The sequence below is a fragment of the Paraburkholderia jirisanensis genome (genome assembly GCF_054782355.1).
In genome coordinates this window covers 307,716-334,439 of sequence record NZ_BAAGSQ010000029.1, presented here as the reverse complement: position 1 = coordinate 334,439, position 26,724 = coordinate 307,716, and the positions used below count along the sequence as shown (strand labels likewise).

The window sequence follows — 26,724 nt, the reverse complement described above, 5'->3', positions numbered from 1 at the left end:
GCTGTCGCGACCCGCGGCAAACGCCGGCCCGCCAAAGGCTTGCGCGATGCCCGCGAGGTGCCTGGCATCGCCAATGCGCATGCGGCGCAAACGTTACCCAATGCCGGTTGTGAAGGCCCCGCTCGCGCTGTGCTCTGCAAATTTTTCAAGCGCCCCGTCCGAACTGCGCGGCACACGCGCTGCGCCGTTACCCGCTATGCTTCGGATTCTGCGTCGATTCGCATCCCCTTTCCTTTCGTTCTCATTGCGGAGAGTCGTTTCATGCAATATCGCAAATTCGGCCGCACAGGTCTGACCGTATCCAATCTGTGCCTCGGCACGATGACCTTCGGCCTGCAAACCGAAGAAGCCGCGTCGCACGCCATTCTCGACAAGGCCACCGATGCCGGCGTGACCTTCATCGATACCGCCGATGTGTATCCGCTCGGCGCGACGGTCGACCAGACCGGCCGTACCGAAGAAATCATCGGCCGCTGGCTGAAGGGCAAGCGCAGCCGCTTTATCGTCGCGACCAAGGCCTACAACAAGGTCGGCCCGTCGGAGTGGGACCAGGGCTCGTCGCGCAAGCATCTGCTCGATGCGATCGACAACTCGCTGCGCCGCCTGAACACCGACTATGTCGACCTGTATCAGCTGCACAACGACGACCACAATACGCCGCTCGAAGAAACGCTCGAGGCGCTCGAGACCATCGTGCGCTCCGGCAAGGCGCGTTATATCGGCGTGTCGAATTTCCTCGCGTATCGGCTGGCGCGCGCGCTTGGCCGCGCGGATGTGCTGCGCGTGGCGCGTTTCATCTCGGTGCAGCCGCGCTACAACCTGCTGTTCCGTCAGATCGAACGCGAGCTGCTGCCGCTCGCCAGCGAGGAAGGCCTCGCCGTGATGCCGTACAACCCGCTCGCCGGCGGCCTGCTGACCGGCAAACATCGCCACGATGCGAAGCCGAGCGAAGGCCGCTTCACCGCAACCGTCGGCAAGGCCGGCGAAATGTACTCGGAACGCTACTGGCACGAGCGCGAATTCGCGACCATCGACAAGCTGACGAAGCTGGTCGCGCAAGGCGGGCATTCGCTGGCGCAGACTTCGATTGCGTGGGTGCTGGCCAATCCGGTGGTGTCGTCGGCGATCATCGGCGCGAGCCGGCCGGAACAGCTCGATGAAACGCTGGCCGCTGCGGATATCGTGCTCGACCCGGAACTGAAGAAGCAGCTGGACGAAGCAACGGTGGAATACCGTTGGGGCGACGCGGCGCGTTAAGTTCGGCGCATGCGGTGAAGCGTAGCGGTGTGCGCGGTTCATAGGCCGCGCATCGCTCGTTCGTTCGTCTTCGAAAGCAGAACGCAAAGTGGCGCGCCTGTGTGCAACGGCGCGCCACTTTTGCATCAATCGTCCATCGCGCTTGCCTGCTATCTGCTGGATGCGCGCGGCCGGTTACTGTCCGCGCGTCTCGCGCACTGCCTGCGGGTACCACAGCTTCGCGCCGCCTTCGAGGCCCGCCGAATTCGACACGATCGAAACGTTCGCCGGCAGCTTGAACTTCAGGTTCACTGCATTGCCGCCGCCGATCAACAGCCTGTCGTAGTTCACCACCTTCGCCAGAATCGCGATGATCTTCTCGACGCGCTTGTTCCATTGCTTGTCGCCGGTTTCGTCGCGCGCCGCACTGCCGATGAACTCGTCGTAGGTGCGGCCCTTGCTGACCGGATGCTGCGACAACTCCAGATGCGGCATCAGCTCGCCGTCGCGAAACAGCGCCGTGCCCGCGCCGGTGCCGAGCGTCAGCACCAGTTCGATGCCCTTGCCTTCGATTACCGCGAAGCCTTGCACTTCGGCGTCGTTGATCATGCGCACCGGCAGGCCGCCAAGCCGCTCGGCCAGCGACGCGGCAACCGGCACGCCGTGCCAACCCTTATCGCCCAGATGCGGCGCGGTCAGGATCAGGTTGTCGCGCACCACGCCCGGGAAGCCGATCGAGATGCGCGTCAGCTGATGTTGCGCGCGCAACGGTTCGACCAGCGTCGCGAGTGTGTCGACCAGCTGATCCGGCGTGCACGGGTGCGGCGTGGCGACGCGCACGCGCTCGCCTAGCATCGTGCCGGTCGAGTCGAGCACCGCCGCCTTTAGCCCGGTGCCGCCGACGTCGATCGCCAGAATGCGCTCGTGTGCGGCGTCTGGTTGCAGCGCGGTGTGGTGATGTGAAGCGGGACGCGTGGCGCTCGACGGTTTGCGCGGTGCTGCTTTTTTCGCTGCAGGCGTGCCGGCGGCCCGGGTTGCCGATGCTTTCTTCGCGGCGCCGCCTGCAGAGGCTTTTTTCGCTGCAGCAGCACCCGCCGTTGCAGCCTTGCCAATCGCACGCGTGGGCGCCTTGCTGGCGGGCGTCTTCTTCACGGAGGCCGTGCTGGCCGCCCGGCTCGTCGGTGCCTTCTTCGTCGCTACCTTGCTGGCCACCCGACTCGTCGAGGTTTTCTTCGCGGCCGCCGTAGCAGTGGCGCCCGCGCGTCGCGCGGCCGTCTTCTTTGCCGCTGCGGCGCCAGCCGTGCGGCCAGCCGGCGCCTTGCGCGCGACGTCCTTCGATGCGCCCTTCGGCGTGCTCTTCACCGCACCCGTCACCGCACTCTTCGCCGCGCGGCGCACCGCCGTCTTCACCGCGCGCTTCGCAGAAGTCTTGCTGGTTGCCATCGTGGTTTCCCCCTTGCTATTCAGACTGTCCGATCGTTGTACGTGCAACGTGTTCTACGTTCCGCGTTCAACGTTTGGCCGGCGCATCGTCGAGTGGACGCCACGCGCGTCCATCGCTCGCCAGCAGTTCGTCCGCCTGCACCGGCCCGCTACTGCCGGCCGCGTAGCCGTGCACTGGAATCGGTTTATCGGCCGGATGCAGCACTTCGTCCACCGCAGCCCAGCTCGCCTCGATACCATCCGCGCGCTGGAACAGCGTCTCGTCGCCGAGCATGCAGTCGTACAGCAGCGTTTCATAGCCGACGTTCGCCCGTTCCGCAAAGAAGTCGCCGTAGTCGAACGACGAACGCGCATGGCCGATCTGCATCGTCGGCCCCGGCACCTTCACGTTGAAATCGAAACTGGTGCCGTGCGCCGGGTCGATGCGGATCGTCAGCACGTTCGGTGTCAGCGTATCGACAGGTGTGTCGCGGAACATCAGGAACGGCACGCGCCTCAACTGCACCGCAATCTCGGTGCGGCGCGTGGCCAGCCGCTTGCCGGTGCGCAGATAGAACGGCACGCCGGCCCAGCGCCAGTTGTCCAGATACACGCGTGCCGCCGCATAGGTCTCGGTCGTGCTGTCGGGCGCGACCTTCTGCTCCGCGCGATACGCGACACCCGCCGGCCCTGCCTCGTATTGGCCGAACACCACGTCTTCGCAGCACAGCGGCTGGATCGCCGCGAACACCTCGGCCTTCTTGTCGCGCACCACTTCCGCATCGAATGAATTGGGCGGCTCCATCGCCACCATCGCGAGCAGCTGGAACAGATGGTTCGGCAGCATGTCGCGAAACGCGCCGGTGCGCTCGTAGAACGGCCCGCGTGCCTCGACGCCGAGCGTTTCCGCCGCCGTGATCTGCACGCTGTCGATATATTCGCGCCGCCACACCGGCTCGAACAGCGCATTCGCGAAGCGCACCGCGAGAATGCTCTGCACGGTGTCCTTGCCGAGGAAGTGATCGATCCGGTACACCTGCTGTTCGCCCGCGTACTGCAGGATATGTGCGTTCAGCTCGCGCGCCGACGCCAGATCGTTGCCGAACGGCTTTTCGATCACGAGGCGGCGAAAGCCGTGCCCCTGCTGCTCGTCGAGCAGGCCAGCGTTGCCGAGTTGCTCGACGATCGGCTTGAAGAAGCCTTCACCTACCGCGAGGTAGAACAGCGCATCGCTCACTCCCGTTTTGCCGAGCTGCTGCTTGACCTTCTCGAAGGTGCCGGCGTCGCTGAAATCGCCGGCCACGTAGTCGAGCCGCTGTGCGAGCCAGTTCCATGCATCGTCGTCGAGCTTGTGCTGCGACGAGCGCTCTTCGGCGAACTGCTTGAGCGACGTGTGCAGTTCGTCGCGCCAGTCGTCGAGCGCGCGCTCGCCGCGGTTCACGCCGACGATGCGCATGCCGTTGTCGAGCAGGCCGTCGATCACGAGGTTGTACAGCGCGGGCATCAACAGGCGCTTGGTCAGATCGCCGCCGGCGCCGAAGATCACCAGCGTGCATGGCGGCGCCGGGCGATTGCCGGCCGCGGCGGCCGGATTGCCGCCGTTGGCAGCGCCGGCGTGCGCGGCTTGCAGCTTCTTTTGCGCGCACGCGCTGCGCGTTTCTGGGGTATTGCGGACACTCGAATCGGACGGCATGACGATCCCTCGCATACGGAAGCCAACGATTGGCGATACGGAGATGACCCGCGAGCAAGCCGCACAGTTCCATCAATCGCGCGGCGCGTCACGGCACGCAAGACTTCTGTAAAGCTGCGCGCGCCGCTCGCGGCATCGGCTGGATGCGTGCAAAGTGGCGCGCGCAGCACTGCGGTTACTGCATGTGGCAACGTCGTGTGGCGACCTCGTGCGGCGGCTAGCTCACAGGCAGCCTGATGCACCTACCTCACTTCGCCGCCACTTCCTGCTCGGCTTCGCCGGGCACCGGCACCACGCCGGAGCTCGCCAGTTCGCGCGGCTGCAACAGCAGCGCGACCAGCCCGCTCCAGCCGGTCTGATGCGACGCGCCGACGCCGCGCCCGGTGTCGCCGTGAAAGTACTCGTGAAACAGCACGAGGTCCTGCGAACGCGGATCGGCCTGCAACTGGGGATAGGCTCCCATCACCGGCCGCTCGCCGTTCTTGTTCTTCAGGAACAGTCTGGTGGTGCGTTCGGCGAGACCGTCGGCAATCTCGCGCAGCGACGCGCGATTGCCCGAGCCGGTCGGATACTCGACGCGGAAATCGTCGCCGTAGTAACGGTGAAACTCGTACAGCGATTCGATCAGCAGATAGTTGACCGGCATCCAGATCGGTCCGCGCCAGTTCGAATTGCCGCCGAACACACGCGAGTCCGATTCGGCCGGCAGATACTTGACGCAGAACTCGCGGCCATCGTGCTGATAAACGAAAGGCTCGTCGCCATGCACACGCGACAGCGCCCGCACACCGTAGTCGGACAGAAACTCCGATTCGTCGAGCGCGCGGCGCAGCAGCGATTTCATCCGGTGCCCGCGCAATAGCGACAGCAACAGGCTATTGCCCTTGCCCGGCTCGTTCCAGCGCGACACCAGCCGCGCCAGATCGGTACGGTGTTGCAGGAACCAGACCAGCCGCTCGCGCAAGCCAGGCAAGTTGTCGTGCAACCGCTCTTCGAGCACGTGCACCGCGAACAGCGGAATCAGGCCGACGATCGAGCGCACCCGCATCGGCACGTTCGAGCCGTCGGGCAGCCGCAGCTTGTCGTAGAAGAAGCTGTCCTGACTGTCCCACAGCCCGGTTTCGCAGCCGTCGTCGCAACTTACCGCTTCCGCGATGTACAGGAAGTGCTCGAAGAACTTGATACCGATATCGACGAACACGTGGTTCGCATACGCGAGTTCGAGCGCGATACGCATCAGGTCGAGCGCATACGCGGCCATCCACGCGGTGCCGTCCGCCTGATCGATATGGCCGCCGGTCGGCAGCGGCGACGAACGGTCGAAGATACCGACGTTGTCGAGACCGAGAAAGCCGCCCTGGAAAATGTTGCGACCGTCGGCGTCCTTTCGGTTCACCCACCACGAGAAATTCAGCAGCAGCTTGTGAAACACCAGTTCGAGGAAATCGCGATCGCCCTTGCCGGTCAGCTCGCGATCGATTTCATAGACGCGCCATGCGGCCCATGCATGCACCGGCGGATTGGCATCGCTGAACGCCCATTCGTACGCGGGCAGTTGCCCGTTCGGATGCATGTAGCGGTCTTTCACGAGCAGCAGCAACTGACGCTTGGCGAACGCCGGGTCGATCAGCGCGAATGCGGTGGCATGAAACGCGAGATCCCATGATGCATACCACGGGTACTCCCACTTGTCCGGCATCGATACGATGTCGGCGTTGCACAGGTGCCGCCAGTCGGCATTGCGGCCGCGCCGGCGGCCCGGCGGCGGCACCGGCTGCGCCGGGTCGCCGTCCATCCAGCGTTGCACGTCGAACTGGTAATACTGCTTCGACCACAGCATGCCGGCCAGCGCCTGACGCTGCACGAGGCGCGCGTCGGGGTCGTCGATGTCCTGCTGCAGCGCGCCGTAGAATTCGTCCGCTTCGGCGATGCGGTGCGCAAACAGCGCCTCTGCGTCGAGCGGCACTTCGTCGGGCGTCGATGCGCAACGCCAGCGCAGATACACGACCGCGTGACCGTGTGCATCCAGCGACAGCGGCATGTGCGCGCCCGCCTTCGAGCCCGCATCGCGATGCACCGCTTCGCGATCGCCGTGCACGAGGTAGTCGTTGAAGCCGTCCTTGAACGGTCCGATCGCGTCCATGCCATACAGCCGCTTGACGTTGGTCTCGTTCTCGCAGAACAGCCAGTGCACGCCGGTGCAATCGGGTGCGTCCTTGATCCACGCGGTGACGATGATCCCTTCATGGCCCGGATGACGGCCGAACAGATAGCTGCGGTCGCGCACCGTCTCCAGCATCAGCGAGGGTTTGTCCGTGAGGCCCTTCCAGGACCATTTGTTGCGCGCCCAGATCTGCGGCAGCAGGTCGAGTTCGGCAGCGACGTCCGCGCGATTTTCGACGCTCACGCGCATCACGATGTCGTCGGCGGTGTGCTTCGCATATTCGACGGTCACGTCAAAATAGCGCGAATCGTCGAACACGCCGGTATCGAGCACTTCGTATTCCGGCATGTCGGCGCCGCGGCGCCCGTTTTCATCGACGAGATCTGCATACGGATACGCCGCGTGCGGATACTTGTAGAGCATCCGCATATACGAATGGGTGGGCGTGCCGTCCAGATAGAAATACAGCTCCTTTACGTCTTCGCCGTGATTGCCTTGCGAATTGGTCAGGCCGAACAGGCGTTCTTTCAGGATCGGGTCGCGCCGGTTCCATAGCGCGAGCGACACGCACCAGCTGAGCGTGTCGTCGCCGAAGCCGGCGATGCCATCCTCGCCCCAGCGGTACGCGCGGCTGCGCGCGTGATCGTGCGGGAAATAGTCCCAGGCAGTGCCGCTGGTGCTGTAGTCCTCGCGCACCGTGCCCCACTGGCGTTCGCTCAGATACGGGCCCCAGCGTTGCCAGCGCGGACATTCAGCCGAATGCAGACGCTTGCCTTCAGCAGTGGCAAGCAGATTGGCTGCGCGAATCGACGGCATGGCAGCGTCCTCCTTGATGTGCCGGTTACGTGGCGCTTTATGTGGCGACGGGAAGCGACATCGTAGCGCGCTTTGCGCGTGGGTGCGTTTTCAGTGCTGTGACGCAAGCAGCGCGTCGAGGCGCAGCCGTTCACCGAGCGACCACGCCTGGAACGGCGTGCCCGCCGGATGGTGCGGTGCGTCGCCGTCCGCCACCTCGCTCAAGTGATCGAGGCCGGCGCGTTGCAGATGCGCGTCGAGTGGTGCGATAAAGCGCAGACGTGCTTCTTCGCGTGCGGCCGCGTCGGGTCGATGCACACGCAGCCACGCTTCGACGAACGGGCCGAGCAGCCATGGCCACACGGTTCCTTGATGATAGGCGCCGTCGCGCTCGAGCGGGCCGCCCGCATAGCGGCCGCGATACGCCGGATCGAGCGGGCTCAGCGTGCGCAAGCCGAGCGGCGTCAGCAGATGTTCGTGCACGCGGTCCACCACCGCGCGCGCGGCCGCGCCTTCGAGCAGCGGGAACGGCAGGCCGCCGACCGCGAAGATCTGGTTCGGCCGCAGCGCACGGTCGATACGGCCCGGCTCGTGATCGGCGTCGACCACGTCGAACAGCGCGCCGGTGGTCGCGTCAATGAATCGTTCGACGAAAGCCTGCGACGCGCGCTCGGCCGGCGCGCGCCATTGCGGGTTCCACGTTGATGCGATGCGCAATGCGTTGATCCATAACGCCTGCACTTCGACCGGCTTGCCGATGCGCGGCGTGACGACCCAGTCGCCGACCTTGGCGTCCATCCACGTCAGTTGCACGCCGGGCACGCCGGCGCGCAGCAGGCCATCGTCGTCGGCGCGAATGCCGAAGCGTGTGCCGCGGGTGTAGCCCGCGAGGATCGTGTCGACCGCCTGTTGCAGCCGCACGCGGGTGGCTGCGCTGGCATGCTGCGCAGCAAGATAATCGTGCACCGCGACCGCGAACCACAGCGATGCGTCGACCGAGTTGTACTCGGGCGTGTCGCCGTAATCGGGGAAGCGGTTCGGCAGCATGCCTTCGGACAATGTGCCGGACCATTCGAGCAGGATCGCCGCGGCTTCGTCGTAGCGTTGCGACGCGAGCAGCAGGCCGCGCATCGCGATGAAGGTGTCGCGGCCCCAGTCGGTGAACCACGGGAAGCCGGCGACGATCGTGCGGCCGCTGGCGCGTGCGACTACGTATGCATCGGCAGCGCGGTGCAGAAGCGACGGGAAGGCGGCGCGGCGGGCGTGTTCGGTACGCGTGAGTTGTTCTGCGTAGGTCGAGACTTCGAGCGCGTTGATGGCAACGTTGGCCGCGCCGGAAGCAGCGTTCGCATCGAGCACCAGCACCGCCTCGTTACCCGCCGAAAGATCGAATGAAAATACGCCGGGCGTCGCCAGATCTTCGCTGAAGTCGAGGCCGCGCTCGCGTTCGCGGTCATAGCAGAAGTTGCGATACCAGTCCGGCGCGGACGCATAGCTGCCGTTCGAGGCCGCATGAATCGCCGGCAGATCGCCGTACGTACGCCAGCTGACAACCGCACCGTTCACATCGGCCGCGAAATTGAACGCACCGTTTTCATGGTGCAGCGCATGATAGTCGCGGCCCGATAGCAGTGGACGCACGTGCAGCGTGCAGTTGCCAACGCCATTAACGTTGCCACTACCGCCACCCGCACTGGCAGCATCGCGCTGCAAACGCCAGCGCAGCACCGTCTCGCGGCTCGCCTTCGCAACCAGCACCTCGAAGCTCACCACGCCCAGCGCGCCGCACGCAATACGCCACGTCGGCCAGGGCTCCGTGGTGAAACCATCGAGACTCATCGTGATATCCGGCGCGATCACCGCCGGCGCATAGCGCTGCATGGTCAACGGATAATGCATGCCATCCGCCTCGAGCCACGCTTCGACGCCGTTCACCAGCACGACGCGCCCAGCCGGCGGCCGCGTCGCCGCCAGCAGCAGCGCGTGATAGCGACGCGTGCGATACATGCCGACCGTACCCGACGCGAAACCGCCGAACCCGTCCGCTTCCAGCCATTCGTCTTCCAGACGCTCGACGGCAAGCGGCCGTTCGATACGTGTCATCGGTTCTCCCTGTCGCCTGCCGGCAGCACGACCCACACTTCGAGCCCGCCGCCGTCGCGCGGATGAAATTGCAGCGCGCCGCCGTGCAGCCGCGCAATGCGATCGACGATCGCAAGGCCCAGGCCCGTGCCGCTCGTCTGACCGTGCGCGTTCCTGCCGCGTTGAAACGGCGCCTTCAACTGTTCGAGCTCGGCAGCCGACAAACCGCTGCCGCGGTCGCCCACCGCGACATACACCGCGCCGCCGTCGCGCCACGTGCGCACCGCGAAACCGCTGCCGCCATACTTGATCGCATTCTGCATCAGGTTCATCAACAGCCGCATCATGCTGATCGGCCGGAATGGCACCGGCGCCAGATCGGCCAGCGTCAGTTCGAAATCATGCCCGAGCCCCGCGAAATCCGCAGCGAGCTGGCTGACCAGCGCGTTCAGATCGCCCGGCTGCGCCGCCTCGCGCTCGCCGCTGCCGGCGTAATCCATGAATTGCTGCAGGATCGTTTCGATCTGGTCGAGGTACGACTCCGCGGCATGGGTGAATGCTTCGTCGCCGGGGCCGGCGCCCGCTTCGCCGGCCATCGCCATCGCGAGGCGCAGCTTGGTCAGCGGCGTGCGGATGTCGTGCGAGATGCCGGCCAGCATCACCGCGCGGGTCGCCTCGGCTTGCTGCAGCGCGTGCATCATCTGGTTGAAGGCGGCGCTCACCGCGGCGATTTCGGTGGGGCCGTCGAGCGGCAGCGGCGGCGGCGCCTCGCCGGCGCTGACCCGCCGCGCCGCCTGCTCGAGATGCTGCAACGGCCGGTTCAGGTGGCGCTGGATCCCAAAGCCGGTCAGCGCGGCCAGCACGCCGAGGCCAAGCGCGAGCAACAGCGCCGTGAATAGCCGCCCGCCCTGCGCTTCTTCGGGCAGCAACAGCGCAATCCAGTATGGGTCGCCGCCCACGTGCACGCGAATCCACATGCGCGGCGCGCTGTCGGCTTGCCAGCGCACGTCGCTGCCGGCCGGCAGATAGCGATGCAGCGCCTGCATGAAAATGCCGAGCTCATGGGTGCGATAGAAATCGAGCGCCCGGGTGCGCGGCTGCGGCGTCGCATCCGGCGGCAGCTCGGTGTGCGCGTCGAGGCGCGCGAGCACCTCCGCACGCGAAGCCGCCGGCGTATGCGCGAGCACGCCGTCGAGGGTCGTCACGTAGGCGCCGAACACGGCAGCGGCGCGCTCGACGCGCGGCCGCTGCACGTAATGCAGCAGCACGCCCAGCGAACATACTTCGCTGACGGCCACCAGCACGATCAGCAGCAGGATGTTGCGCGCGAGCAGCGTGCGCGGCAAAAGACGCGATGAAAGACGTGACATGACGCTGGCAGCGGGTTTGATCGACCCGGCCGGATCAGTTGATTCGGCCGCGGCATCCGCGTCGGCCGGCGTCATGATTCGACGTCCGCCAGCAGCATATAGCCGACGCCCCACACGGTCTTGATGAAGCGCGGCTTCGACGGATCGCCTTCGATGATCTGGCGCAGCCGCAGCACCTGCACGTCGATGCTGCGGTCGAGCGCGTCGTGGTCGCGGCCGCGCGCCCGCGCGATCAGGTTGTCGCGGCTCACCGCGCGGTTCGGCGACGAGCCGAGCGCGGACAGCAGCAGCATCTGTGCGGAGTGCAGTTCGACCGGCTCGCCGCCGCGATACAGCAGGCCCTTGGCAACGTCGAGCTGATAATCGCCGAAGCGCAGCCGCTGCGTGGTGACGGTCGGGTCGCCGGCGGCGATTTTCTGCCGGCGCAGCAGCGCGTTGATGCGCGCCACCAGTTCGCGCGGCAGGAACGGCTTGGCCAGGTAATCGTCGGCGCCGGTCTCGAGGCCGAGCACGCGGTCGAGCGGATCGCCCTTTGCGGTCAGCATCAGGATCGGCAGCGTCTGCCCTTCGGCACGCAGCCGCGCGCAGATTTCGAGGCCGTTCTCGGCGCCGATCATCAGGTCGAGCACCAGCAGGTCGAACGGCTCGCGCTGCAGATAGCGCGACAGCCGCTCGCTGTTTTCGACCACCCGCACCGAAAAGCCCTGCGAGGTCAGAAACCGCTGCAGCATGTTGCGCAGTTCGGCTTCATCGTCTAGCACGATGATTCTGGGAGATCGGTCCATCGCGGCGGGCTCCTTCGGCATGGTCGGGGGTCTGCTACCGATTCTTCGACAGCAGGGTCCGGAAGCTTCGGCGCCATCCGGACGCTACTGCTTGCGTTGCGACATCATGAACTGCTCGATCTGCGGCAATGTTACATAGCCAACCTTCTGTGTGTCGATCTCGTCGAAATGCTGGGCGACGCGCGGCATGCCGGTGGCGGCCTGATCTTTGGTCAGCTTACCGTCGTGCGTGGTGTTCGCGCTGGAAAAACGCGACTGCAATTGCTCCATTGCACGCTCCATGCGCGCGCCGCCGGCCATCGGTGCCGGGGCGCCTGCGGTTGCGTTTTGTGCGGTTGCGTTTTGTGCGGTTGCGTTTTGTGCGGTTGCGTTTTGCGCCGGGGCGCTCTGCGCGAAGGCGGCGGTCGATGCGATACACAGAACCAGGGTGGCGAGAAACTTCTTCATGACTAACTCCGTTGAGTGGGGCACCGGCGTCGTCGGCGTGCTTGCTGCGAACCGCGTAGTGACAGGCCGAATTCTTGTCGCTCGCCGCCGCGAAGGCAATTTCAAAGATATGTCACCGCATGTCGCGCCGGCGAGGCCTCGCTGTGGCGTGCGGCTGGCGTGCGGTGGCGTGGCGTGACATCGGATGAAACATGTTTTCGCTGTCGTTGCGCGGCGGCATTCCTTATCGTTCGTAACGGATTTGCGCTGGATTCGAGCTGGATTTGCACCCGATTTCACGCCGCACCGATCCGCCATGCCGTGTCCCGTCGAAGGAGTGTTCCCGTGAGTATCCGTTCCGTCTGTACGTCCGCTGCCGCCGCACTCGGCATTGCCTGCTCGTCGGGCAGCTTTGCGCGAACCGTGTTCGTGCATGCCGCTTATGTGCCGACCGCCGTGGTTTATGTGCCGCCGCTGGTTGCGCAGTCTCCCGTCTATGCACCGACGCCCGGCTATGCCGTGCCATCGGTCGCCATCGTCGTGCCGGTTCTGCAGCAGCCCGTGCCCGCTGGCGCGGTGCCGATCCCGATCCCGATGCCGGTTGCCGTGTCGCCCGCGCCGGCCGCCATTACGCCAGGCTATGCGCTCGTGCCGGCGCAAAACATCGCTTATGCACAGCCGGTGCTCGCGGTACCCGCCATCGCGGTCGCACACTGACTGGTTGCGCTTGCATCGATTCGCGCTGCGTGTGGCGCATAGCCGCATGTGTCGCGCATGCGGCATATAGCGTCCATCCGTCGCACGCGTCGCGCCGCGTCGCACGCGCCGCGCGGGCGCATTGCCCCGCCCTACTGCTGCTGCGCGCTGCGAATCGCGTCGAACGCCGCCCGCAGGTTCTGCGCCTTCGTGCCCAGCACCTTCGGCACCTCGTCGAGCCGCACCGATTCCGGCGCCGTATCGCCGGGCCGCGGCGGATTGTCGATCGCGAACAGCAGCGTCTCGTTATCGCCTGACGCGCCGATCGCCTGCACCGTCATCGTCTTGAACGAGATCTTGCTGATGCCCGCCACGCGCTTGACACCGTTGATCGCCATCCCCACCGGCGTCAGGTTGCGCAGACGAAAGCCCTGCTTTTCGAGCCGCACGTCGGTCAGCGCGATCTGCAGGATCAGCGAGTCGGGCTGGGGTGCACTGACCACCGTCATGTTCTGCATCACGTCCTGAGTCAGGATCTGCGCGAACGCCTGGGTGACCTGCGCCATCTCGGCCGGGTCGATACCCTTGTACGGCGAATCCGGCGACAGAAACACTTCGATCGGCGCGATATACACGCTATGCAGCCGCGCGCGCTGCGCGGGGTAGTCGGGTGCGAGATAGCCGCTCGTACCGGGAAACTGCGCGACCGGCACCAGCTTCACACTCGCCGGTATCAGATATTCGGCGTGCGCTACCCCACACAGCACGCCTGACGACAGCGCCAGCGCGGCGCCGGCACACCCTAGCAATCTGCGCCCGTTCATGTTCGCTCCTTGTCCCCGCGGTTGAAATCATCATAGGCGATTCGCCGTGCGCAACACGCGCCGGGCGGAATACCGTTCAAAAAAAAGCGGTAACGCATTCGGACACGCCTGCCCTGCAGATTCAACCCGCTTCATGTCGTACGTATTGCCGCGCGCGCGACAAGCCATGCTAGGCTATGCGCCGAACCGGCAGCCGCAGACGCAGGCGCGGTCGCAGCCGTTCTGCATCCCGAAAAGAATCAGCTTAGCTACCTTGAATATCGAGATCCGTGCGCCGGGACACCGCGCACGCGGAATATGGTGGATTGATGACAAAGGACAGTAATTCGCTCTACGTTTTATCAGCACGTTTATGCGCGACGCGTGGCGGGGTCGCGAGTGCCATCGCAGCGGCCATCACGCTGACTGGCTGCATGGTCGGACCCGACTACCGCACGCCGGCGCCACCGCCGGCCGACCGCTACACGTCCACGCCTTTGCCGCAGCAGACGGCATCGGCACCCGATGTCTCCGGCGCGCCGCAGCGCTTTGCGCCGGGCGACGAGATTCCGGCCGCATGGTGGGCGCTGTTCCATTGCGAGCCGCTCGATGCATTGGTTCGCACGTCGCTCGCGAACAGCCCGAACATCGCATCGGCTCGCGCGGCGCTGCGGCAGTCGCGCGAAAACCTGCGCGCGCAGTTCGGCAGCGCGCTGCTGCCGAAGGTCGACGCACAGCTCAATGCGACGCGCGAGAAATTCAACGGCATCACGTTCGGAGCGCCGGAGTTCAGCGAAGATCTGAATCTGTACAACTCGTCGGTGTCGGTGTCGTACAACCTCGACGTGTGGGGCGGCGCGCGCCGCCAGGTCGAAGCGGCCCGCTCGCAGGTCGATTACCAGCGTTACCAGTTGCAGGCCGCGTGGCTTGCGCTGACCGCGAATATCGTCACCGCGGCCGTCAAGGAAGCGTCGCTGCGCGCGCAAATCGAAGCGACCGAAGCGATCGCGAGCGACCAGGACGCGCAGCTCACGCTGCTGAAAAAGCAGTTCGAGCTAGGCGGCGTCGGCCGCACCGACGTGCTGAACCAGCAGACCTTGCTGGCGCAGACGCGCGCAACGTTACCGCCGCTGCTGCAGCAGCTCGACCAGACCCGCCATCAGCTTGCGGTGCTGTCGGGCAACCCGCCGGGCGACCCGAGCCTGCCCGAGTTCCGCCTCGCGATGTTCTCGCTGCCGCAGACGCTGCCGGTCAGCCTGCCGTCGGCGCTGGTGCAGCAGCGGCCCGACATCCTCGCCGCCGACGCGACGCTGCATGCCGCCAGCGCGCAGATCGGCGTGGCCACCGCGGCGATGTTTCCGCAGATCACGCTGTCGGCCAGCTACGGCACGCAGTCGCTGACACCGGCCGACCTGTTCCGCGCGCAAAGCACGGTATGGAGCGTCGGCGCAGGCCTGCTGCAACCGCTTTTCCACGGCGGCGAACTGCTCGCGCAGAAACGCGCGGCGGTGGCCGCCTATGAACAGGCCGAAGCCCAATATCGGCAGACGGTACTGCTCGGCTTTCAGAACGTCGCCGATTCGCTGCGCGCGCTCGAGCACGACGCCACCGGCCTGCAGGCGCAGCACGAAGCCTGGCAGTCGGCGAGCGATGCGCTCGAGATGGCGCGCGGCCAGTACAAGCTGGGCGGCATCAGCTATCTGACGCTGCTCGTCACGCAGCGCCAGTTCCAGCAAAGCGTGGTGGATCTCGCGCAGGCGCAGGCCGCCCGCTATGCGGACACCGCCGCGCTGTTCCAGGCGCTCGGCGGCGGCTGGTGGAACGCCCCGGTGCCGGAGACGGCCGCCGTGCAATGAAGCTCGCGCGGCCCGCGCCGTGCCTACCCCGCGCTTATCCCGCGCCTACCCCGGATAACAGCAGCACCGCCGCCGGGCGCCAGCAACTGCGCCGCGGCCGGCGCTTCAAGACGAGACGTGCAAGGACATAACGATGAGCATAAACGGACCGATCGTGAATCAACCACCCGGACCGCCGGAGCGTACCGGCGCAGCGCCGAAAAGACGCATGACGAAGCGGATGATCATCATGCTGATCTGCGTCGGGCTGCTGCTCGGCGGGATCGTCGGCTTCAACCTCTTCAAGGCGCACATGATCGCGAAGTTCATGGCCGCCAATGCGCTGCCGCCCGCGACGGTGACCGCCACCCAGGCCCGCTTCCAGAGCTGGCAGCCGCAGCTGGCGGCGGTCGGCAGCCTGCGCGCGGTGCGCGGCGTCGACGTGACTACCGAAGTGCCGGGCCTCGTGCGCGAGATCGCTTTTTCGTCCGGCCAGGAGGTCAAGGCGGGCCAGGTGCTGGTGCGCCTGAACGACGATTCCGACGTCGCGCTGCTGCGCTCGCTGCAAGCCAATGCCGAGCTCGCGCAAACCGTGTACAAGCGCGACAAGGCGCAGTTCGAGATTCAGGCAATCGCCAAGGCCCAGCTCGATGCGGATGCGGCCGACCTGAAGAGCAAGAACGCACAGGTCGCGCAGCAGGCCGCACTGGTCGACAAGAAGACGATTCGCGCGCCGTTCGCGGGCCGTGTCGGTATTACGACGGTCAATCCGGGCCAGTATCTGAACCCGGGCGATGCGATCGTCACGCTGCAGGCCATCGATCCGATCTATGCGGACTTCTATCTGCCGCAACAGCAACTCGGGCAGCTCGAGGTCGGCCAGATCGCGAAGATCGACACCAACGCATATAGCGGCCGCACCTTCGACGGCAAGATCCGCTCGATCAATCCGCGCGTCGACAACACCACGCGCAACGTGCAGATCGAAGCGAGCGTCGATAACCGCGAGCGCAAGCTGCTGCCCGGCATGTACGCGAACGTGAAGATCGAAGCCGGCGGCGAGCAGCGCTACCTGACGCTGCCGCAAACCGCGATCACGTACAACCCGTATGGCGCGACGGTGTTTCTCGTCAAACCCGGCACGCACAAGGATGCGCAAGGCAAGCTGCAACCGGTCGCGCAGCAGGTGTTCGTCACGCCCGGCCCGACCCGCGGCGACCAGGTCGCGATCCTGAAGGGCGTCGACGAAGGCATGCAGGTGGTGACCAGCGGCCAGCTGAAGCTGAAGAACGGCACGCCGCTCGTCATCGACAATCGTGTGCAGCCGGCCGACAGTCCGAATCCGACGCCTCAGGAACAATAAGGGGCGGGCCACGATGAATTTCACCGATATCTTTATCAAGCGGCCGGTGCTGGCCGTGGTGCTCAGCCTGCTGATCCTCGTGCTCGGCGTGCGGGCGCTGCTCGATCTGCGCGTGCGCGAATATCCGCGCACCGAGAACGCGGTGGTCACCGTGATGACCGCGTATTACGGCGCGAGCGCCGACACCATCGCCGGCTTCATCACGCAGCCGCTCGAATCGGCAATCGCGCAGGCGCAAGGCATCGACTATATGTCGTCGGCGAGCAGCACCGGCGTGTCGACCATCACCGTCACGCTGCGGCTGAACTACGACTCGAACCGCGCGCTGACCGAAATCAACACGCAGATCGCGTCGGTGCGCAACCAGTTGCCGCCGCAGGCGCAGCAGCCGGTGCTGACGGTGCAGACCGGCGAGACTACCGACGCGATGTACATGGGCTTTTACAGCTCCGTGCTGCCGAGCAACAACGTCACCGATTATCTGTTGCGCGTGGTCAAGCCGAAGCTCGATTCGATCGAAGGCGTGCAGACCGCCGAGATTCTCGGCGGCCGGCAGTTCGCGCTGCGCGCATGGCTCGATTCGGCGAAGCTCGCTGCGCACAACGTGACCGCGCAGGACGTGTTTACCGCGCTCGGCAACAACAACTATCTGGCGACGCTCGGCACCACCAAAGGCCAGATGGTGACCGTCGACCTCAACGCGGGCACCGACCTGCACACCGTCGACGACTTCAAGAAGCTGGTGGTCAAGCAGAAAGGCACAGCCATCGTTCGGCTCGAAGACGTCGGCAACGTGGTGCTCGGCGCCGATAGCTACGACTTCAACGTCGCGTTTTCCGGCAAGCGTTCGGTGTTTATCGGCATCAAGGTCGCACCGGACGCGAATATCCTGGACGTCGCCAAACGCGTGCGCGCCGCCTACCCGGGCCTGCAGGCGCAGTTCCCGACCGGCATGACCGGCGACATCGTGTACGACGCGACCGACTTCGTTAACACGTCGATCGAAGAGGTGATCAAGACGCTGGTCGAAGCGCTGCTGATCGTCACCGCGGTGATCTTCCTGTTTATCGGTAGCTTCCGCGCGGTGATCGTGCCGGTGATCGCGATGCCGCTGTCGCTGATCGGCACCTTCTTCGTGATGCAGGCGCTCGGCTACTCGATCAACCTGCTGACGCTGCTGGCGCTGGTGCTGGCAATCGGCCTCGTGGTCGACGATGCGATCATCGTGGTCGAAAACGTCGACCGCCATATGAAGGAGGAAGGCCGCTCGCCGTTCGAGGCCGCGCTGATCGCGGCGCGCGAACTCGGCGGGCCGATTCTCGCGATGACGGTGGTGCTGATCGCCGTGTATGCGCCGATCGGTTTCCAGGGCGGGCTGACCGGCGCGCTGTTCACCGAATTCGCGTTCACGCTGGCCGGCGCGGTGACGGTGTCCGGCGTGATCGCGCTGAGCCTTTCGCCGATGATGTGCGCGCGCTTCTTCCGGATGGACCAGGAGTCGGGGCGCTTCGCGCGCTTCGTCGACCGGCAGTTCGAGCGCGTGCATCGCGGCTATGCGCGCCTGCTGCACGCAACGCTCGATACGTGGCAGGTGTTTATCGTGATGGGCGCGCTGCTGCTGGGCGGCACCGTGTATCTGTTCATGACCTCGCAATCGGAACTGGCGCCGCAGGAAGATCAAGGCATCGTGCTGTCGCAGATCCAGGGGCCGCCGAACGCGACGATCCAGCAGATGCAGACCTACGCCGACCAGGTGTTCGACGTCGCGAAGGGGCTGCCCGAGTACTCGCAGATGTTCCAGCTGACCGGCGCGCCGACGCTCAATCAGGGCATCGGCGGCGTGCTGTTCAAGACATGGGACCAGCGCAAGAAAGGCGCGACGCAATTGCAGCAGGAATTGCAGCAGAAGTGGAACAGCATTGCCGGCGCGCGCGTCGCCGCGTTCCAGTTTCCGCCGCTGCCGGGCGCGCAGGGCTTGCCGGTGCAGTTCGTGATTACCACCACCGAGCCGTTCGAGAACCTGAATGAAGTCGCACAAAGCGTGCTCGCAAAGGCCCAGCAAAGCGGCATGTTCTTCTTTGTCGATAGCGATCTGAAACTCGACAAGCCGGAGAGCGTGCTGGTGGTGGACCGCGACAAGGTCGCCTCGCTCGGCATGACGCAAGCCGATGTCGGCGCGGCGCTGGGTGCGGCGCTCGGCGGCAACTACGTGAACTACTTCTCGATTTCGGGCCGCTCGTACAAGGTGATTCCGCAAGTGGTGCAGACCGACCGGCTGAACCCTTCGCAGGTGCTCGATTATTACCTGCGCACGCCGGATGGCAGCGTGATTCCGGCTTCGACGGTGACGCACCTGAAGCAGGACGTGGTGCCGGAATCGATCAACCACTTCCAGCAGCTGAACTCGGCGACGATTTCCGGCGTGACGGTGCCGGGCGTATCGCAGGGTGAAGTGCTCGACTTCCTGCGCAAGGCAACCGCCGATGCGGCACCGTCCGGCTATGCGGCTGAATTTTCCGGGCTGTCGCGGCAGTTCATTCAGGAATCGGGCGGCTTCGTCATCACGCTGCTGTTTGCGACGATCATCGTGTTTCTTGCACTGGCCGCGCAGTTCGAAAGCTTCCGCGATCCGATTGTGATTCTGGTGTCGGTGCCGATGGCGTTGTTCGGCGCGTTGATCTTTATCAACCTCGGGCTTTCGACGCTGAACATCTATACGCAGGTCGGGCTGGTGACGCTGATGGGGCTGGTCAGCAAGCACGGCATTCTGATCGTGCAGTTCGCGAACCAGTTGCAGCGCGCCGGGAAATCGAAGCGCGAAGCGCTGGAAGAAGCGGCCGCCGTGCGTTTGCGGCCGATTCTGATGACCACCGCGGCGATGGTGCTCGGTGTGTTGCCGCTCGTGATCGCGTCGGGTGCGGGCGCGGCCGGGCGCAATGCAATGGGGCTGGTGATCTTTACCGGGCTGTCGATCGGTACGTTGTTTACGCTGTTCGTGGTGCCGGCGATGTATATGTTTATCGGCGCGGATCACCATCGGGATCGCGCAAAGGACACGCCGCAGGCGGTGTGAACCTGACGGGTGGTTGGCCTGACGTTCGGGGCGTGTTGCGTGTTTGCGCGGCACGCCCTTTTTGCAATGCTGAAGCGCCTGTCGCGCATCGCAACGCGCTCACGCGCGCGGCGATGCCGATGGCGCGTCGAGCGCCGCACGGCTTGCCCGACCCAGAAAGAACAGCAGACAGGCCGCTGCCAGCGTCAGGCTTGCTGTGCTGGCCCACCAGAAACCGGGCGCACCGCTCAACGCAACCGGTACCACCCGCAGCACATCGAATGCGGTCAGATAGCCGCCGCCGAGGCCCACGCCATACAGTGCAAACGCGTACACGAGCGTGGGTACGACGGTGACCTGGTAGCCGCGCAGTGCATACGCCGCACTGACCTGCAGCGCATCCGCGAGATGGTAGATCGCAACGATCTGCACCAGCGGCAGCGCGATGGCGGCCACGTCTGGATTGTGCGTATAGGCATCGACGATCGCATGGCGTGCCGTCATCACGACGCTCGTCACCAGCACGGCGCAGCCCGCCGCGAGCAGGATGCCCGCGCGCGCGACTGAACGCGCGCCGGCCGGCGACCCGGCGCCGAGTTCTTGCGACACCAGCGACGAACTGGCAATGCCGATCGCAAGCGGCGTCATATACAACACGGCGCCGAGATTCACTGCAATCTGATGTCCGGCCAGCACGGTGGCCGAAAACCGTGCGATGAACAGCGTCATGAAGGTATAGGACGTCACTTCGATCAGGCTCGCCAGCGCCATCGGCACGCCGAGCCGCAGCAACGCGAACTGGGCCCGCCAATCCGGCCGCGACAGTTGCGTGAAGACGCCGAACCGGCGATAGAACGGGTGCCATTTCAACAGCGCGATACACGCCAGCACGCCGAACCACAGCACGGTCGCGCTCGCCGCGGCGGCGCCGGTGCCGCCCAGGCCGTGCAGCCCGAAGCCGCCGAAAATGAGCCATGCGTTCAGCGGAATCTTCAGCACCAACGCCGATAGCCAGATCATCAGCGCATACTGCGGCCGCGACACCGCATTCGACAGCGACATAAACAGCCCGAAGCCGATGCTCGCCGGGAACGCCAGCGACAACACATGCAAATAGGCCTTGGCGCGCGTGCTTACCGGCGGCGACGCGTGCGCGATGCGCAGCACGAAGTCCGGATGCCGAAGCACGAACCAGCCGATCGTCATCAGCGCCAGCGCGAGCCACGCCGCTTCGCGTACCTGCACACCGATCCTCGCGTAGTTTGCGTCTCCATACAGACGGCCGACGATCGGCTGCAGCGCGTAAAGAATGGTGGCGAGACCCATATACACGGCGATGTTCACCGACGCGCCGAGGCTCAACGCCGCCAGCTCGATGGCCGAATAATGGCTGACCATTACCGTATCGAGCACGCCGAAGGCAATAAACGCGAGTTGCCCTGCCAGCATCGGCGCCGCCAACGCGGCGACGCGCCGGAGATCGGCAGTCAGGCCGCCGCGCGCGGTGCAGCACACATGCGCCGACATCCGTGTCAGCGGCGCGCCGCAGCGACCGTACGCGCGGCGACAAGCGAAAATCCGAATCTCCGAATCCGCGCGCTATCGCTCGCATTGATGTCGTTCGCCATCTGAACCCCTGCTCCTAAGATCGTTCGCCGTGCCGGTGGTCATTCACACGAGCCCATCGACATATAACAGCCGGACAGCACGAATTATTTCGTGATTCGCGCAATGTTTTCGCACGCGCGGCTGCGCCAACCCAAGGGCGTCGCAGGCGATGGAATAGTGCCCGCCCAATGGTTGTTTTTCAGACATGAGCGAAGCGAGCGTGTGGTTACCGATACCACGATCCGGTCGCATCGCATGGGCAACGAAGTGCAGCAACACTAGAGGTGGTTATCAATGTCGAACGCCGCGCAACATCCGAAGTCGCCTGCCGTACCGGCCGTCGAACAAGGCATTACGAACCGGATACTTTCGTTTGTGCACCATGCTCCCGCGAGCGTGCTGTTCGTTGCCGGCGAACAGCAGTGGACCGCAAGCCAGGTGGCAGGCGACGCATTGCAGCTGGCTCATGGCATGCTCGCCTCAGGCGTGAAGCCCGGAGACCGGGTCGTGATCCAGCTCGGCAACCGGCCCGAGGCAGCGGTGATCCTGCTCGCGTGCCTCGCGGTCGGCGCGATTCTGGTCCCGCTCAATCCAGCGTACAAGCCGGCCGAAATGGACATCTTTCTGCGCAAGCTGCGGCCGTCGCTCTATTTCTGCGAAGCGCCGTATTACGCTTCGGTGGTGGATATCGATTCGTCCGTGCTGGCGATGCACCACCGTTTCGTGGTGGGCGAAGATACCGCACGCACGGGTCTGGCCTCGTGGCAAACGCTCAAGCGCGACGAAGGCGAAGCGCTGCCTTACGTCGATCCGCACGCGCCGGCCGTGCTGCTCCATACGTCGGGCACCACCGGGATCCCGAAGCTGGTCGCGCACACGCCGGTTACGCTGGCGTACATCATCGAGCGCATCGAGTCGTTCGGCTTTAACGACTCCGCCAGAATGCTCGTTACCTTGTCGGCGTTTTACGCTTCGGGGCTCATCACGCTGCTCGGTTGCATGGCGTTCGGCATGACCGCGGTGCTGCTGGACGGCTACGATCCCGATGTGTCGCTTGACGCAACTGAAAAATATCGTTGCACGGCAGTGTTTCTGACGCCGCACATGGCCAACTCGTTCGCTCAGGCACAACGTGCGCGCCCACGCGACGTCAGTGCACTCGAGCTCAGTATTTGCGGTGGCGACGTTTGCCATCCGTCGATCAAGCAGGAGTTCGCCGAACTGTTCGGCGTGCCGCTCAGCAGCGCGTGGGGCATGACCGAATCGATCGGCACGCTATCGGCAGGGCAGACACCCGGCACGTACGCGCCCGCGGCCGATTGCACGATGCTGGTCGACGACGACGGCCACGCGGTCGCGCAGGGTGTCGAAGGCGAACTGCTGATCCGCGGCAACAATCTGTTCAAGGGTTATTGGCAGGCGCCGGGGCAAGTCGACGACGGGCGCAGGAACGGCTGGTTCCCCACCGGCGACATCATGCGTCAGGACCACAACGGCGATCTTCACTATGTGGCGCGCAAGAAGGACCTGATCATCAACGACGGAGACAACATCGCACCGGCCGAAGTGGAACAGGCGCTGCTGCTGCATCCTGCCGTGTCCGAAGCGGCGGTGATCGGCATGCAGGACGTTTCGCTTGGCCAGCGTGTAGTCGGGTTTGTCGTGCTGAAGCGGGCGGCGGTTGCAGATCCACAGGACATCTTGCGCGAGGTCGCCACGCGGCTTGCCGGCTACAAGGTGCCCGAGCGGCTGCTGGTGGTCGACGAGATTCCACGCAACGGGATGGGTAAGGCGATTCGCCCGCGGCTCGCGGAGCGCGCGGCGCGCGAGATGCAGGTGCGCGATAGCGTGTGACGGAGTGCGGGCGTGACGGATGGCTGGCGTTGCGTGAGTTGAAGGCGTGCTGCGTGTGACGGGGCGGCACGCCTCTTTACAGGAAGAGGCGGCGATCGACTGCGAACCGTTGTTTGTCAATCGCCCGTACCTTAGCCATATCCGCATGCAGCGGGTTCAGGATCAGGTTCATGTCCTGCGGACAAACCACCGACGGCACTTTCATCGCGAGACACTTGCCGTCTTTCAACCATTGCCGTGCGATCTCAACCGTCGACGAAGGCTCGCTATCGAGTGTGTTCCAGTCGGCCGGCAACTCCGGTGTGTACGCTTGCGACCAGGCACCGTCTGGAACGTCCAGCGTGACCATGTAGAAATGAGCAGCCGGCAACAGACCTGCAGCGTGCACGCGCGCTTCGAGCACCGCAGTCGACGCGTGGCAGCAGGTGTAAAGCGCAGGCCACCCACGTGGATTCCATCGGCCGCCTGCAAGCGCTGCACCGTTCCCCGTCAGATCGTCGGCGCGGTATTTACCGCGCCTTTCTTTTGCAAGCCGATAAACCTTCATACGCCAACGCCGTGCTCCAACCGCAACAGAATATCGCGGACGCGGTCGTAACCACTTTGCGTGTCGAGCATATCGAGCGGCGTCTGCCCGCGCAATTCGGCATTCTCCGTGCGCAGCCACTCAGCGGCAAGCGCGGCATCTTCGAGTACATCCTTCGCGTTCGCAAATGCCAACACCACGCGCGCCGCGCGGTCCGATTCGCTTGAACTGAGCCGTTCGCCGGCCGCAATCTTGCGGTTGATCGTGCTGCTCGGCAGCCTGAGACTTGATAGCAACGACTGCAGCGGCATACCGAGCAATTCGCTGGCGATCCGACTGATAACGATCGCTTCCATGCCGTCGCGAATCTGCTGCGCTTGCTCGATCTGGTCCATTTGCAGGAACAGTTCGAAATCTTGCTTTTTTGCACCGAGCCCATGCTTTGCAGACTTTGCATGTGCGGATGCAAGGGCTCGCGTGGACGCCGCTTCCGCTTTTGCGCGTTGCGCTTTTGCCCGCCCACTAGCAGAACGTGTTGCTGGCATCTCGCCCCCCAGAAAAGAAACTACAACTGGCCCATCGTACCACTCTCCCATTTGGTTCTCAATCGGACCCATTTGAGAAACGTCCTACCGGCTCCGAAAGGAATCACCCTCTGCTAATCCCGCACCCGCCGCGCCCGCGCAATCCCTTCCAGCGAATACACCGCAAGCGCAATCCAGATCGCGCCATAACCCAGCAATTGCGGGCCGCCGAACGGCTCGCGATAAATCACCACGCCGATCAGCAACTGCAACATCGGCGTCACATACTGGATCAACCCCAGCATCGACAGCGGAATCCGGCGCGCGGCCGCGGCAAACAGCAGCAGTGGAATCGCGGTGATCGGCCCGGCAAGCACGATCAGGATCTTGACGCCCAGCGATGCCGCCGCGAAACCGCTGTCGCCATGCAACGACACGGCCGCCAGATACAGCAATGCAACCGGCAACAACAGCATCGTCTCCAGCGCGAGCCCTTCGAGCGCACCGAGCTTCGCGGTCTTGCGCAACAAACCGTAACCGCCGAAGGTCAGCGCGAGCGCAATGCTGATCCACGGCGGCCGGCCGTTTTCCCAGCTCAGATACAGCACGCCGGCGCACGCAATCGCCACCGCCACCCACTGCAGCGGCCGCATCCGTTCGCCGAGCAGCGCCAGACCGAACAGCACGCTGATCAGCGGCGTGACGAAATAGCCGAGACTCGCCTCGACGATATGCCCGCTATTCACCGCCCAGATATAGATGCCCCAGTTGCCCGACAGCAGCGTCGCGCTGCCCGCGAAGCGCGCGAGCAACCGCCGGTCGCGCAGCACCGGGCCTAGCCAGCGCCACTGCATGCGCACGCTCAGCACGATAAACAGAAACAGCATCGACCACGCCATCCGGTGCGCCAGAATCTCGAGCGATGGGATAGAGTGCAACGCTTTGAAGTAGACCGGAAACAGCCCCCAGATAAAGAAGGCAAGCAATGCGTAGACGACGCCGGGATTCATGTGTTCTCAGGGAAACGGCAAGCGGACCGCGAAGCACGGATGCGGCGCCGCCGGCATGGAAAGGCATGCGACAAGAACGGCAGAACGTTATTGTAAGCTGCACGTCACGCGATCCCAACGCGAGCGCGCGGGTTTTGCGACAATACCGGTCTTTCCACGCGCCACAACCGTATTTTTCGCAAGAAAACCTGCGCTACGGCGCAACCTGCAAATCTTAAGACCGCCCGCGCGGTCCTCGCGATGTCACTTCCCCATATCAATCTGATTTATTCCGGCTCCGGCCTGTTCGTCGGTTTTCTGGTCGGCTTGACCGGCGTCGGCGGCGGTTCGCTGATGACGCCGATTCTCGTGCTGCTGTTCAACATCCATCCGGCCACCGCGGTCGGCACCGATCTGCTGTACGCAGCGGTGACCAAGGCGACGGGCACCCTGGTGCATGGCGTCAAAGGATCGGTGGATTGGCTCGTCACGCTGCGGCTCGCGGCAGGCAGTGTGCCGGCCGCCACGCTCACGCTGATTCTGCTGCACCGCTACGGCATGGATTCGCCGCGCGGCAGCTATCTGATTCAGGTGGTGCTCGGCGCGGCCTTGTTGATCACTGCGGTGGCGCTGGTGTTTCGTCCGCAACTGGCGAAGTTCGCCGGGCGGCATCGTGTCGCGCCGAGCCAGGCCAGCACGCTCGCGCTGACCATCGTCACCGGCGCAGTACTCGGTGCACTCGTTACGCTCACTTCAGTCGGCGCGGGCGCGATCGGCGTGACCGTGCTGTTGCTGCTGTATCCGGCGCTGCCCACCTCGCGCATCGTCGGCTCGGATATCGCGCACGCGGTGCCGCTTACCTTGCTCGCAGGCGCGGGCCATTGGCTGCTGGGTTCGATCGACTGGTCGTTATTGCTGTCGCTGCTGGTCGGCTCGCTGCCGGGCATCGTGATCGGCAGCCTGCTGTCGGCCAGGGCACCGGACAAGCTGTTGCGCAACCTGCTCGCCGCCACGCTGACGGTGGTCGGCGCGCGCCTCGTGATGGCGTGAGCTCATTTGAAGAAACGGCAGTTCAGGTCCGTTTCGAATTCGCGCACCCATTGCCCGGCGCTGTCCTCGTGATAGGACTGCGCCCAGCCGCCACGCCGCACCGTCACGAGCCGCCGTTCATGCGTGACGTCGTGCGGATCGAGGGTGGCGGTGACATTGAAGTGCACAGGCGCGAAGCCGTGTCGCGCGCATACCAGCTCGAAAGCTGCCCGCTCGCCGATCGGCAAGTCGGTGTAGGCAAATAACATCGTGTCCATGGCATCCGAACTCCAGTTCCGATAACCCACAGTACGACACCGCCCAGGTAAATTGTGTGTCATGCCGCACCAGCGGCTCGTTTATGCGAAGCGGCCCGCTTGCGCAGCGAGCGTCAGCGCACGCAAAACACCCGCGAAACAGGCGTGAAACGAGCGCAAAACCACGTACGCCAAGCGACGACGAGCTCACGTGA

The 26,724-nt window shown here is 64.8% G+C and carries 20 protein-coding genes; 7 read left to right on the top strand and 13 right to left on the bottom strand.

Annotated features, from left to right (window positions below):
* The first annotated feature begins 261 nt into the window (after positions 1–261).
* A complete protein-coding gene (locus tag ACYVNQ_RS27210) occupies positions 262–1,257 on the top strand; it encodes an aldo/keto reductase (RefSeq protein WP_460906683.1) in 996 nt (331 codons plus the stop codon).
* Between the two features lie 174 nt (positions 1,258–1,431).
* On the opposite strand, the gene ACYVNQ_RS27205 is transcribed toward ACYVNQ_RS27210, so the two are convergent.
* From ACYVNQ_RS27205 to ACYVNQ_RS27175, 7 genes are all read right to left on the bottom strand, one after another.
* Positions 1,432–2,181, bottom strand: coding sequence for an ROK family protein (locus ACYVNQ_RS27205; protein ID WP_460907709.1), 750 nt, complete (start codon positions 2,179–2,181; stop codon positions 1,432–1,434).
* A 565-nt stretch (positions 2,182–2,746) separates the two neighbouring features.
* Positions 2,747–4,351 (bottom strand): glucose-6-phosphate dehydrogenase, encoded by a 1,605-nt coding sequence (gene zwf, locus ACYVNQ_RS27200; RefSeq protein WP_460906681.1) that lies wholly within the window; start codon positions 4,349–4,351, stop codon positions 2,747–2,749.
* A 247-nt stretch (positions 4,352–4,598) separates the two neighbouring features.
* A complete protein-coding gene (locus ACYVNQ_RS27195; RefSeq protein WP_460906679.1) occupies positions 4,599–7,331 on the bottom strand; it encodes an MGH1-like glycoside hydrolase domain-containing protein in 2,733 nt (910 codons plus the stop codon).
* 90 nt (positions 7,332–7,421) lie between these two features.
* Positions 7,422–9,413 carry an amylo-alpha-1,6-glucosidase gene (locus ACYVNQ_RS27190; RefSeq protein WP_460906677.1) on the bottom strand — a complete coding sequence of 664 codons (1,992 nt, stop codon included), beginning with the start codon at positions 9,411–9,413 and terminating at the stop codon, positions 7,422–7,424.
* The gene (locus tag ACYVNQ_RS27185) at positions 9,410–10,762 is read right to left on the bottom strand and encodes an ATP-binding protein (RefSeq protein WP_460907707.1); all 1,353 of its coding nucleotides are present in this window, start codon (positions 10,760–10,762) and stop codon (positions 9,410–9,412) included. Before ACYVNQ_RS27185 ends, ACYVNQ_RS27190 begins: the two co-directional genes overlap by 4 nt.
* Before the next feature lie 71 nt (positions 10,763–10,833).
* A complete protein-coding gene (locus tag ACYVNQ_RS27180; protein ID WP_460906675.1) occupies positions 10,834–11,547 on the bottom strand; it encodes a response regulator in 714 nt (237 codons plus the stop codon).
* 84 nt (positions 11,548–11,631) lie between these two features.
* Positions 11,632–11,994, bottom strand: a complete 363-nt coding sequence (locus tag ACYVNQ_RS27175; protein ID WP_460906673.1) for an EF-hand domain-containing protein — start codon at positions 11,992–11,994, stop codon at positions 11,632–11,634.
* Positions 11,995–12,318: 324 nt separating this feature from the next.
* Between ACYVNQ_RS27175 and ACYVNQ_RS27170 the strand changes: the two genes are divergently transcribed.
* Entirely contained in the window at positions 12,319–12,690 is a 372-nt protein-coding gene (locus ACYVNQ_RS27170) for a hypothetical protein (RefSeq protein ID WP_460906671.1), read from the top strand.
* A gap of 131 nt (positions 12,691–12,821) precedes the next feature.
* Here the strand turns inward: ACYVNQ_RS27170 and ACYVNQ_RS27165 are convergent, their stop codons facing one another.
* Complete coding sequence (locus ACYVNQ_RS27165; RefSeq protein WP_460906669.1) at positions 12,822–13,493, bottom strand: DUF3313 family protein; 672 nt, start codon at positions 13,491–13,493, stop codon at positions 12,822–12,824.
* A 308-nt stretch (positions 13,494–13,801) separates the two neighbouring features.
* Between ACYVNQ_RS27165 and ACYVNQ_RS27160 the strand changes: the two genes are divergently transcribed.
* From ACYVNQ_RS27160 to ACYVNQ_RS27150, 3 genes are all read left to right on the top strand, one after another.
* Positions 13,802–15,328 carry an efflux transporter outer membrane subunit gene (locus ACYVNQ_RS27160; RefSeq protein ID WP_460906667.1) on the top strand — a complete coding sequence of 509 codons (1,527 nt, stop codon included), beginning with the start codon at positions 13,802–13,804 and terminating at the stop codon, positions 15,326–15,328.
* Between the two features lie 208 nt (positions 15,329–15,536).
* Complete coding sequence (locus tag ACYVNQ_RS27155) at positions 15,537–16,670, top strand: efflux RND transporter periplasmic adaptor subunit (RefSeq protein ID WP_460907705.1); 1,134 nt, start codon at positions 15,537–15,539, stop codon at positions 16,668–16,670.
* Between the two features lie 13 nt (positions 16,671–16,683).
* Positions 16,684–19,743, top strand: coding sequence for an efflux RND transporter permease subunit (locus tag ACYVNQ_RS27150; protein WP_460906665.1), 3,060 nt, complete (start codon positions 16,684–16,686; stop codon positions 19,741–19,743).
* 99 nt (positions 19,744–19,842) lie between these two features.
* Here ACYVNQ_RS27150 and ACYVNQ_RS27145 read toward each other — a convergent pair whose 3' ends face one another.
* Positions 19,843–21,249 carry an MATE family efflux transporter gene (locus tag ACYVNQ_RS27145; protein ID WP_460906663.1) on the bottom strand — a complete coding sequence of 469 codons (1,407 nt, stop codon included), beginning with the start codon at positions 21,247–21,249 and terminating at the stop codon, positions 19,843–19,845.
* A 375-nt stretch (positions 21,250–21,624) separates the two neighbouring features.
* On the opposite strand from ACYVNQ_RS27145, the gene ACYVNQ_RS27140 reads away from it, so the two are divergent.
* Positions 21,625–23,184 (top strand): class I adenylate-forming enzyme family protein, encoded by a 1,560-nt coding sequence (locus ACYVNQ_RS27140; RefSeq protein WP_460906660.1) that lies wholly within the window; start codon positions 21,625–21,627, stop codon positions 23,182–23,184.
* A gap of 76 nt (positions 23,185–23,260) precedes the next feature.
* Here ACYVNQ_RS27140 and ACYVNQ_RS27135 read toward each other — a convergent pair whose 3' ends face one another.
* The 3 genes from ACYVNQ_RS27135 to rarD are packed head-to-tail and all read right to left on the bottom strand — an operon-like array spanning position 23,261 to position 25,244.
* Positions 23,261–23,731, bottom strand: coding sequence for an RES family NAD+ phosphorylase (locus tag ACYVNQ_RS27135; RefSeq protein WP_460906658.1), 471 nt, complete (start codon positions 23,729–23,731; stop codon positions 23,261–23,263).
* Positions 23,728–24,327 carry a type II RES/Xre toxin-antitoxin system antitoxin gene (parS, locus tag ACYVNQ_RS27130; RefSeq protein ID WP_460906656.1) on the bottom strand — a complete coding sequence of 200 codons (600 nt, stop codon included), beginning with the start codon at positions 24,325–24,327 and terminating at the stop codon, positions 23,728–23,730. The genes ACYVNQ_RS27135 and parS overlap by 4 nt, the downstream gene beginning before the upstream one ends.
* Before the next feature lie 41 nt (positions 24,328–24,368).
* Positions 24,369–25,244 carry an EamA family transporter RarD gene (gene rarD, locus ACYVNQ_RS27125; protein WP_460906654.1) on the bottom strand — a complete coding sequence of 292 codons (876 nt, stop codon included), beginning with the start codon at positions 25,242–25,244 and terminating at the stop codon, positions 24,369–24,371.
* Between the two features lie 240 nt (positions 25,245–25,484).
* On the opposite strand from rarD, the gene ACYVNQ_RS27120 reads away from it, so the two are divergent.
* Positions 25,485–26,273 (top strand): sulfite exporter TauE/SafE family protein, encoded by a 789-nt coding sequence (locus tag ACYVNQ_RS27120; RefSeq protein ID WP_460906652.1) that lies wholly within the window; start codon positions 25,485–25,487, stop codon positions 26,271–26,273.
* Positions 26,274–26,275: 2 nt separating this feature from the next.
* On the opposite strand, the gene ACYVNQ_RS27115 is transcribed toward ACYVNQ_RS27120, so the two are convergent.
* Positions 26,276–26,530: a hypothetical protein gene (locus tag ACYVNQ_RS27115; protein WP_460906651.1), complete on the bottom strand. Its 255-nt coding sequence runs from the start codon at positions 26,528–26,530 to the stop codon at positions 26,276–26,278.
* Between the last annotated feature and the right edge of the window lie 194 nt (positions 26,531–26,724).